Below are 9,016 nucleotides of genomic sequence, written 5' to 3'. Positions count from 1 at the left end.
AACAACATCCCCGTGGTCGGGCCGGAGGAGGTGGCGCGCGGCCGCGACATGCACTGGCTGCGCATCGACACCTACAGCCACGGGCCGGAGGACAGGCCGCGCCCCGGCTTCCAGCCCGTGCCCTGCATGCATTGCGAGGCCGCGCCCTGCGAGCCGGTCTGCCCCGTCGCCGCCTCGGTGCACGATGCGGAGGGGCTGAACGTGCAGGTCTACAACCGCTGCGTCGGCACCCGCTTCTGCCAGGGCAACTGCCCCTACAAGGTGCGGCGCTTCAACTTCCACGGCTATGCCGACGGGCAGGAATACGCCAACCAGGGCGCGCCCGTGGTGGCGGCGCAGCGCAACCCGGAGGTCTCGGTGCGCGCGCGCGGGGTGATGGAGAAATGCACCTACTGCACCCAGCGCATCAGCGCCGCCCGGCGTGCCGCGGAGCGCGAGGGCCGCGCCCTGCGCGAGGGCGAGGTGCGCACCGCCTGCCAGTCCGCCTGCCCGACCACGGCCATCATCTTCGGCGACCTGCGCCAGGAGGGCGCCGCCGTCGCCGCGCTGCGGCGGGAGCCGCAGCACTACGCGCTGCTCGGCCATCTCGGCACGCGGCCGCGCACGACCTACCTGGCGCAGATCCGCAACCCCAACCCGGCGCTGGAGGACCCCGGGGCATGAGCGCCGGGCCGGAGGAGGCGCTGCTGCCCCGCGGCACCAGCTACGGCGCGCTGGTCGGGCTGGTGGCGGACCCGCTGATGCGGCGCCGCGCCGGGCGCCCCTGGCGCATCGCCTTCGCCGTCTCGGGCATGCTGACGCTGCTGCTCGCGGGCTGCACCGCCTGGCTGTTCCTGCGCGGCATCGGCATCCTCGGCAACAACACCGCCGTGGTCTGGGGCTTCCCGATCGCCAACTACGTCTGGTGGATCGGCATCGGCAATGCCGGCACCTTCATCTCGGCGGCGCTGCTGCTGACGCGGCAGCCCTGGCGGGCGGCCATCAACCGCTTCGCGGAGGCGATGACGCTGTTCGCGGTGGGCATCGCCGGGCTGTTCCCCATCCTGCATCTGGGGCGGCCGCACTACGCGCTGTGGCTGACCCCCTACCCCAACACCCAGGGCCTCTGGCCGCAGTGGCGCAGCGCGCTGGTGTGGGATTTCGCGGCCATCGTCAGCTACCTGACGTTCTCTCTGATGTTCTTCTATCTCGGCCTGATCCCGGACCTGGCGACGCTGCGCGACCGCGCGCAGAGCCGCGCCGGCCAGGTGATCTACGGCGTGCTGGCGCTGGGCTGGCGCGGCTCGGCCCGCCACTGGCACCTGCACGACACGCTCTACCGCACCCTGGCGGCGATGGCGCTGCCGCTCGTCGTCTCGGTGCACAGCGTGGCGGCGATGGATTTCTCCGCCAGCCTGATGCCCGGCTGGCAGGAGACGATCTTCCCGCCCTACTTCGTGGTCGGCGCGCTGTTCTCCGGCTTCGGCATGGTGGTGGTGCTGGCGGCGCTGATCCGCTGGGACCTGGGCCTGCAGGCGATCATCACGCCGCGGCACTTCGCGGTGATGGGCAAGGTGCTGCTCGCCGGCTCGCTCGGCATGGCGCTGTGCTACGGCACCGAATGGTTCTCCGCGTGGCAGGCGGAGGATCGGGCGGAACGCGAGCATCTGCGCGCGCTCTTCACCGGCCCCTACGCGCCTCTCTACTTCACCATGCTCGGCTGCAACCTGCTCGTGCCGCAGCTGCTGTGGTCAGGCCGCCTGCGCGGCAGCATCCCCGCCGTGGTAGGCGTCGCGGTGGTGCTGAACATCGGCATGTGGCTGGAGCGCGTGCTGATCATCTGGAACACCCTGTCGCACGGGCACCTGCCCTCGATGCATGGCGTGTTCTCGCCCACCCTCTGGGACTGGCTGATCCTGGCCGGCTCGCTCGGCTTCTTCGCCTTCCTGATGCTGGGCTTCGCGCGGCTGCTGCCGGCCGTCGCCATGCACGACATGGGCAAGCTGCTGCGGCGGCAGCGGAGCGGCGCATGAGCGGGCTGCTGCTGGCCGAGTTCCGCGACCCGGAGACGCTGGTGGCGGCGGCGCGGCGGGCGCGGCAGGCCGGGCTGCGCGGGCTGGACGCGCACACCCCCTTCTCCGTGCCCGAGCTGGCCGAGGCGCTGGCCCTGCCCCGCCCCCGCCTGCGCCCCGTGATGCTGGGGGCGGGCCTGGCGGCGGCCGCGCTGGTCTATGCCCTGTGCTGGTACAGCGCCGTGATCGGCTATCCGCTGAACCTCGGCGGCCGGCCGCTGAACAGCTGGCCCACCTTCCTGGTGCTGAGCTTCGAGGGCGGGGTGCTGGCGGCCAGCGTCGCCGGCTTCCTCGGCTTCTTCCTCGGCACCGGCCTGCCGCGCCTGCACCACCCGGTCTTCGCCGCACGCGGCTTCGCGCGCGCCAGCCAGGACGGCTTCTTCCTGGCGGTGGACGAGCCGGGCCTGGAGCCGGCTCGGCTGGCGGCGCTGCTGGACGGGCTCGGCCCCCTCTCCGTGCGGGCGGTGGAGCCGTGAGGGCCGCCGCCTGCGCCCTGCTGCTGCTCGCCGGCTGCAAGCTGGACATGGCGCAGCAGCGGCGGCTCGACACCTATGAGCGCAGCGGCCTGTGGCAGGACGGCACCACCGCCCGCCCGCCCCCGGAGGGCGTGGTGGCGCAGGGCGACCTGGCGCGGGAGGCCGCCGCCGCCACGCCGCCGCCCGCGACCCCCGCCCTGCTGGCGCGGGGGGAGGCGCAGTACGCCATCTTCTGCACCCCCTGCCACGGCGCCGCCGGCGCGGGCGACGGCATGATCGTCCGCCACGGCTTCCCCGCCCCGCCCAGCTACCACACGGCCCGCCTGCGCGCCGCGCCCGCCCGGCACTTCTACGACGTGATCGGCGATGGCTACGGCATCATGTACGGCTATGGCGACCGGCTGGCGCCGCCCGACCGCTGGGCGGTGGTGGCCTATATCCGCGCCCTGCAGCTCTCCCGCCTGCCGCGGGCGGCGGAGGCCGCCCCGTGAGGCCGCCCCCCTGGCAGGGGATGGCCCTTCCCCTCGGGCTTTGCGGCACGGCGGTGCTGGGGCTGGCCCTCCTCCTGTGGCCCGCGGCACGGCCCGCCCTGGCGGCGGGCTGGCTGGCGGCGCTGCTGTTCTGGCTGGGCATCGCGCTGGGGGCGCTGGCGCTGCTGGCCATCCATGCCCTGACCGGCGGGCGCTGGGGCGCGGCGCTGCGGCCGGTGCTGGCACCGGCCGCGGGCAGCCTGCCCCTGTTCCTGCCACTGGCCCTGCCCCTGCTGCTCAGCCTCGGCGTGCTCTACCCCTGGGTGGTGGAGCCGGAGCTCGCCGGCCATCCGGATGTAGCGCGGCTTTATCTCAACGCTGCCGGCTTCATCCTCCGCACGGGGTTGGCCCTGCTGCTGTGGTCGGCCCTGGCCTGGCTGCTGCTCCGGCTGGAGCAGGGCCCGGCGCGGCAGGGCGTTGCCGCGCTCGGCCTCGTCCTGCACGGCGTGGCGGTGACGCTGCTCGGCTTCGATTGGGTGCTGTCCCTGGCGCTGCACTTCCATTCCACCGCCTTCGGCCTGTCGCTGCTGGTCTCGCAGCTGCTGGCCGCGCTGGCCTGGGCGGCGCTGTGCCGCGGCGCGGGGGAGGATGCGGCGGCCGATCTCGGTGGCCTGCTGCTGGCGGCGGTGCTGGGCGCGCTCTATCTTGGCTTCAGCCAGTATCTGGTCATCTGGTACGGCAACCTGCCGCACAAGGCCGCGTGGTATCTGGCGCGCCAGGCATCCCCCTGGCTCTGGCTGGAAGCCCTGTCGCTGCTGCTCTCCGGCCTGCTGCCGCTGCTGGTGCTGCTGCCGGGCGGCCTGCGCCGCAGCCCGGCGGCGCAGGCGCGGCTGGCGCCCTGGCTGCTGGCGGGGCTGTCGCTGCACCACGCCTGGCTGGTGGCTCCGGCGGCGGGGCCGTGGAGCCTGCCGGCCGCCGCCCTTGCCATGTTGTCCATGGGTGGGCTGTGGCTCGGCCTGGCCTACCGGCCGCTGGCGGCATGGCTGGCCCCCGCCCCGCAGGGACGGGCGGCATGAGCAACCCCCTGGAGCGGCGCGAGACGCTGGCGCTGCGGTCCTGGGCCATCCTGGGCGTCGGGCTGGGCACGGCGGCCTTCCTGGCGCTGGTGATGGCCGGGCTGTTCCTCCTCTACCGCTGGGCGCAGGCGCCGGAGCGCTACAGCCCGCCCGAGCGCTTCGCGCCGCCGCGGCTGGAGACCGACCCCGCCGCCGCGCTGCGCGACTTCCGGGCCGCGCAGGACGCCCAGCTCGAGGCCGGCGACGATCCGCCGCGCCGCGCGGTGGCCGAGGCGATGGCGCTCATCGCCACCCGGGGCGCGGCGGCCTACGACCCGCTGGAGCAGCCCGCCGCGCCGCCGCCGCCCATCCGGCGGGAGGCCGCGCCATGAGGCGGCTGGCCGGGGCGGCTTTGCTGGCAGTCCTGATGGCGGCCCTGCTGGCGGCGCTGCTGGCGGCGCTGCTACCGGGCGCCGCCCGGGCCGCGCTGACGGAGGCGCAACTGGCCGGGGTGGCCTTGCACCCGCCACCCGGGGCCGCGCTGCCGCCAGGGCTGGCCCTGCGCGACGAGGCCGGGCGCCCGGTGCGGGCGGGCGCGGCGCAGCAGGACCGCCCGGCCGTGCTGGTCTTCGCCGACTACACCTGCACCGTGCTCTGCGGCACGGCGCTGGGGCTTGCCGCCGCCACCCTGGCGGAGACCGGGCTGCGCGCCGGCGCGGATTACACGGTGCTGGCGCTCGGGCTCGACCCGAAGGACGGCCCCGGCGCCGCCGCCGCCATGAAGGCGCTGCACTTCCCCGCCGCCCCCGCCGGCGCCGTGCGCTTCCTGGGCGGCGACGCGGCGGCGCTGCAGGCGGCGCGCTCGGCCTTCGGCTACGAGGCCCGCTACGACGCGGAGACCGACAGCTACGCGCATCCGCTCGGGGTTCTGGTGCTGGCGCCGGACGGGCGGCTCTCCCGCGTGCTGGGCGGGCTGGAGCTGGACCCGCGCGCCCTGCGCCTGGCGCTGGTGGAGGCGGCGGAGGGGCGGCTGGGCAGCCTCGGCGAGCGGCTGCGCCTGTTCTGCTACGGCTTCGACGCGGCGCGGGGGGTCTGGACCGCTTGGGTCCGGCGCGTGCTGATGCTGGGCAGCGTGGCGACGAGCCTGGCGCTCGGCGGCTTCATGCTCTGGGCGCTGCGGCGGGAGCGGCGGGCATGAGCGGCATCGCCTTCTGGCCCCCGGCGGCGTCGGAGGTGGCGGCGGGGGTGGACGCCTTCGTCATCGCCATGCTGGCGATCAGCGGCGCCATCGTGCTGCTGGTGGCGGCGCTGCTGCTGGGCTTCGCCATCCGCTACCGGCGCGGCTCGGCGGCGCGGCGCGGCGAGCTGCCGGAGCTGATCCAAAAGGAGGTCGAGGTCGGCTGGACCGCCGCAACCGCCTTCCTGGCGATGTTCCTGTTCGCCTGGGCCAGCATCGCCGTGCTCGGCGGGCAGCGCGGCGACCCGGACGCGCTGGAGATCCACATCCTGGCCCGGCAATGGATGTGGAAGGCCCGCCACCCGGACGGGGCGCGGGAGATCGACGCGCTGCACCTGCCGCGGGGCGAGCCGGTGCGCCTGGTGATGCGCTCGGAAGACGTAATCCATTCCTTCTACGTGCCCGCCTTCCGCCTGAAGCAGGACGTGCTGCCGGGGCGGATGACGCAGCTTTCCCTGAAGCCGACGCAGACCGGCGAGTTCCCGCTGTTCTGCGCCGAGTATTGCGGCACGCTGCATTCGCGCATGCTGGGCAAGGTGGTCGTCATGGAGCCGGAGGATTATGCGCGCTGGCGGGCCGCCCAGCCCCAGGCCGACGACCTGGCGCGGGAAGGCCGGGCGCTGTTCGAGAGCGTCGGCTGCTCCGGCTGCCACGCGCCCGCCTCGCGCGTCCACGCGCCGGAGCTGCGCGGCCTCTACGGCCGGCAGGTCGCCCTGGCCGATGGCAGCGTCCGCCGCGCGGACGAGGCCTATCTGCGCGATTCCATCCTCCAGCCGCGCCGCGACATCGCGGCCGGCTACGAGCCGGTCATGCCGCCCTTCGCCGGCATCCTCGGCGAGGGGGAGCTGCAGGCCATCCTGGCCTACCTGATGTCCATGCCGGCGCGGGGCGCGTCCCCCGGGGAGCCACGAAACATGAGCAGCGAGCCGTGAGCGAGCTGGCGGCGGGCCGTGTCCGCCCGGCGGAGGGGCCGGCCGAGCCCTGGCCCGACAACTACCTGACGGCGGAGCAGGGCCTCGGCTCCTGGCTGCTGACGACCGACCACAAGCGCATCGCGCTGCTCTACATGGCCACGCTGCTGGCCTTCTTCGTCATCGGCGGCTTCGGCGCGGTGATGATCCGGCTGGAGCTGTTCACGCCCGAGCAGGACCTGATGACGGCCGACGCCTACAACCGCATGTTCACCCTGCACGGCACGGTGATGGTGTGGTTCTTCCTGGTCCCCTCCATCCCGAACACGCTGGGCAATTTCCTGCTGCCGCTGATGATCGGCGCGCGCGACCTGGCCTTCCCGCGCGTGAACCTGCTGAGCTGGTACCTGTTCGTGGGCGCGGGCCTGCTGCTGGTGGTGGCGCTGGTGGCGGGCGGGGTGGACACGGGCTGGACCTTCTACACGCCCTTCTCCACCATGTTCTCCAACGGCTACGTGCTGCTGGCGGCGCTGGCGGTGATCCTGGCGGGGTTCTCCTCCATCGCCACGGGGCTGAACTTCATCGCCACGGTGCACCTGCTGCGGGCGCCGGGGATGCACTGGTTCCGGCTGCCGCTGCTGGTCTGGGCGCTCTACGGCACCTCGGTGGTGATGGTGCTGGCGACGCCGGTGCTGGCCGCCTCGCTGCTGCTGATCGTGGCCGAGCGCGCCTTCGGCCTGCCGGTGTTCGACCCGGCCCAGGGCGGCGACCCGCTGCTGTTCCAGCACCTGTTCTGGTTCTACAGCCACCCGGCCGTGTACATCATGATCCTGCCCTCCTTCGGCGTGATCAGCGAGATCGTCACCTGCTTCGCGCGGCGCCGCATCTTCGGCTACACCTTCATGGTCTACGCCATCCTCTGGATCGCGGTGGTCGGCTTCCTGGTCTGGGGGCACCACATGTTCGTCTCAGGCCAGTCGCTCTTCGCCAGCCTGGTCTTCTCCTTCCTGTCCTTCGTCATCGCCGTGCCCTCGGCCATCAAGGTCTTCAACTGGACCTTCACCCTCTACCGCGGCCAGATCACCTTCGAGGCGCCGATGCTCTACGCCCTCGGCTTCATCGGGCTGTTCACGCTGGGCGGGCTGACCGGGCTGTTCCTGGCCGCCATCCCGATCGACGTGCACGTGACGGACACCTACTTCGTGGTGGCGCATTTCCACTTCATCATGGTGGGCGGCGCGGTGACGGCGCTGTATGGCGGCCTCTCCTTCTGGTGGCCCAAGATCACCGGGCGGCTCTACCCGGAGGGCTGGGCGCGCTTCGCCGCCATCCTGATGTTCTTCGGCTTCGCCTTCACCTTCTTCCCCATGTTCGTCATGGGCTTCGCCGGCATGCCGCGGCGCTACGCCGCCTATCCGCCCGAGTTCCAGATCTGGCACGTCATGTCCTCCTGCGGCGCGGTGCTGCTGGCGGCGGCCTACCTGCTGCCGATGGCCTATCTCACCTTCTCGCTGTTCCGCGGCGCGCGGGCGACCGACGACCCGTGGGATGCCACGGGCCTCGAATGGCGCACCGCCTCGCCGCCGCCGCGCGGGAATTTCGGCGTGCTGCCGGTGGTGGCGGAGGGCCCCTATCTCTACCACCCCGAGGCGGAGGGCCCGCACCATTCCGAGCGGGAGCCGCACCAGAACCAGGGCGGCAACCTGTGAGCGGCGGGGCGCTGCGCGAGCCGTGGCACAGCCTGCGCCGCCAGCGCGAGGCGGCCAGCTTCGGCATGTGGCTGTTCCTGGCCAGCGAGGCCCTGCTGTTCGGCGGGCTGATCCTGGCCTTCATCGCCACGCGCTGGTTCCATCCGGCGGCCTTCGCCGCGGCCGGGCGCGAGGCCGACATCGTCTATGGCACGGCCAACACGCTGCTGCTGCTGACCAGCAGCCTGACGATGGCGGTCGGCGCCCAGGCGGCGCGGGCCGAGCTGCCGCGGCTGGCGGGCCGGGCGCTCGGGCTGACCCTGGCGCTGGGCCTGGCCTTCCTGTGCCTGAAGGGGCTGGAATGGCGCGCGGACTTGGCGAAGGGGCTCTGGCCCGGCCCCGGCTTCACCATGGAGCAGCCGGCGGCGCGGATCGCCTTCGCCTTCTACTGGCTGCTGACCGGGCTGCACGGGCTGCACCTGCTGGGCGGCCTCTCCGCCATCGCGTGGCTGGGCGGCCAGGCGGTGCTGGGCCGCCGCCCCTGGCGCAGCCCGGCCTTCGAGGCGGCGGCGCTGTACTGGCACCTGATCGACGTGGTGTGGATGTTTCTCTACCCGCTGCTCTATCTCGACGGGCGCGCGGCATGAGCGGGCGCTCGAGCAAGCGCTCCCTGGGGGAAGCCACGCCGCGCAGCGCCGGGGCCATCCTGGCGCGCAGCCTGCCGGTGTGGCTGGTTCTGGTGGGGCTGGCCCTGGCCAGCTGCGCCCTGGCCTACCTGCCGATGGGCCGGTGGAACATGGCCGTGAGCCTCGGCATCGCCGCCGCCAAGATGCTGCTGATCGGCCTGTTCTTCATGCATCTGCGCCGCCCCGATCCGCTGCTGCGGCTGGCGGGCGGGGCCTGGCTGCTCTGGGTGGGGTTCCTGGCCGCACTGGTCTTCGCCGACCAGGCCACGCGCGCGCCGCTGACCCAGCCGGAGCACATGGAATACAGGACGATGGAGCCGCCGGAGACTGCGGGCGGCCGCTCCGGCTTCTAGAGCAGATCGCAAGCAGGCTGCTTCGCCTGCTCGCGTGAGAATGCTTGAGAAAACAATGAGCCAGAGCCTTTTCCGCGCGCCGGTGCGAA

Annotated in this window: 11 protein-coding genes; all 11 read left to right on the top strand. The window is 73.3% G+C overall.

The annotated features are described in order from the left end of the window. On the top strand, window positions 1-663 hold a 663-nt coding region (locus ACZJYS_RS20225; RefSeq protein ID WP_493180097.1), incomplete at its 5' end, for a 4Fe-4S dicluster domain-containing protein. After that, complete coding sequence (gene nrfD / locus ACZJYS_RS20220) at window positions 660-2,012, top strand: NrfD/PsrC family molybdoenzyme membrane anchor subunit (protein ID WP_493180096.1); 1,353 nt, start codon at window positions 660-662, stop codon at window positions 2,010-2,012. The genes ACZJYS_RS20225 and nrfD, both read left to right, overlap by 4 nt. Then, window positions 2,009-2,527 (top strand): DUF3341 domain-containing protein, encoded by a 519-nt coding sequence (locus ACZJYS_RS20215; protein WP_379649708.1) that lies wholly within the window; start codon window positions 2,009-2,011, stop codon window positions 2,525-2,527. Before nrfD ends, ACZJYS_RS20215 begins: the two co-directional genes overlap by 4 nt. Next, on the top strand, window positions 2,524-3,018 hold the full coding sequence (locus ACZJYS_RS20210) for a c-type cytochrome (RefSeq protein ID WP_379649706.1): 495 nt from the start codon (window positions 2,524-2,526) through the stop codon (window positions 3,016-3,018). Before ACZJYS_RS20215 ends, ACZJYS_RS20210 begins: the two co-directional genes overlap by 4 nt. Then, complete coding sequence (locus tag ACZJYS_RS20205) at window positions 3,015-4,073, top strand: hypothetical protein (protein WP_493180095.1); 1,059 nt, start codon at window positions 3,015-3,017, stop codon at window positions 4,071-4,073. Before ACZJYS_RS20210 ends, ACZJYS_RS20205 begins: the two co-directional genes overlap by 4 nt. Further along, window positions 4,070-4,444 (top strand): hypothetical protein, encoded by a 375-nt coding sequence (locus ACZJYS_RS20200; protein ID WP_493180094.1) that lies wholly within the window; start codon window positions 4,070-4,072, stop codon window positions 4,442-4,444. Before ACZJYS_RS20205 ends, ACZJYS_RS20200 begins: the two co-directional genes overlap by 4 nt. After that, on the top strand, window positions 4,441-5,250 hold the full coding sequence (locus ACZJYS_RS20195; RefSeq protein ID WP_493180093.1) for a thioredoxin domain-containing protein: 810 nt from the start codon (window positions 4,441-4,443) through the stop codon (window positions 5,248-5,250). Before ACZJYS_RS20200 ends, ACZJYS_RS20195 begins: the two co-directional genes overlap by 4 nt. After that, window positions 5,247-6,221 carry a cytochrome c oxidase subunit II gene (gene coxB / locus ACZJYS_RS20190; protein ID WP_493180092.1) on the top strand — a complete coding sequence of 325 codons (975 nt, stop codon included), beginning with the start codon at window positions 5,247-5,249 and terminating at the stop codon, window positions 6,219-6,221. The genes ACZJYS_RS20195 and coxB overlap by 4 nt, the downstream gene beginning before the upstream one ends. Then, window positions 6,218-7,909, top strand: coding sequence for a cytochrome c oxidase subunit I (locus ACZJYS_RS20185; protein ID WP_493180091.1), 1,692 nt, complete (start codon window positions 6,218-6,220; stop codon window positions 7,907-7,909). Before coxB ends, ACZJYS_RS20185 begins: the two co-directional genes overlap by 4 nt. Beyond that, window positions 7,906-8,535, top strand: a complete 630-nt coding sequence (locus ACZJYS_RS20180) for a cytochrome c oxidase subunit 3 (RefSeq protein ID WP_493180090.1) — start codon at window positions 7,906-7,908, stop codon at window positions 8,533-8,535. The genes ACZJYS_RS20185 and ACZJYS_RS20180 overlap by 4 nt, the downstream gene beginning before the upstream one ends. Beyond that, window positions 8,532-8,927 carry a cytochrome C oxidase subunit IV family protein gene (locus ACZJYS_RS20175; RefSeq protein ID WP_493180089.1) on the top strand — a complete coding sequence of 132 codons (396 nt, stop codon included), beginning with the start codon at window positions 8,532-8,534 and terminating at the stop codon, window positions 8,925-8,927. Before ACZJYS_RS20180 ends, ACZJYS_RS20175 begins: the two co-directional genes overlap by 4 nt. Window positions 8,928-9,016: the final 89 nt, after the last annotated feature.

The sequence above is a fragment of the Roseomonas sp. TS2 genome (assembly GCF_058833935.1).
Note: the sequence above shows the minus strand (reverse complement) of the source record. Positions and strands in the feature narration are given on the sequence as shown.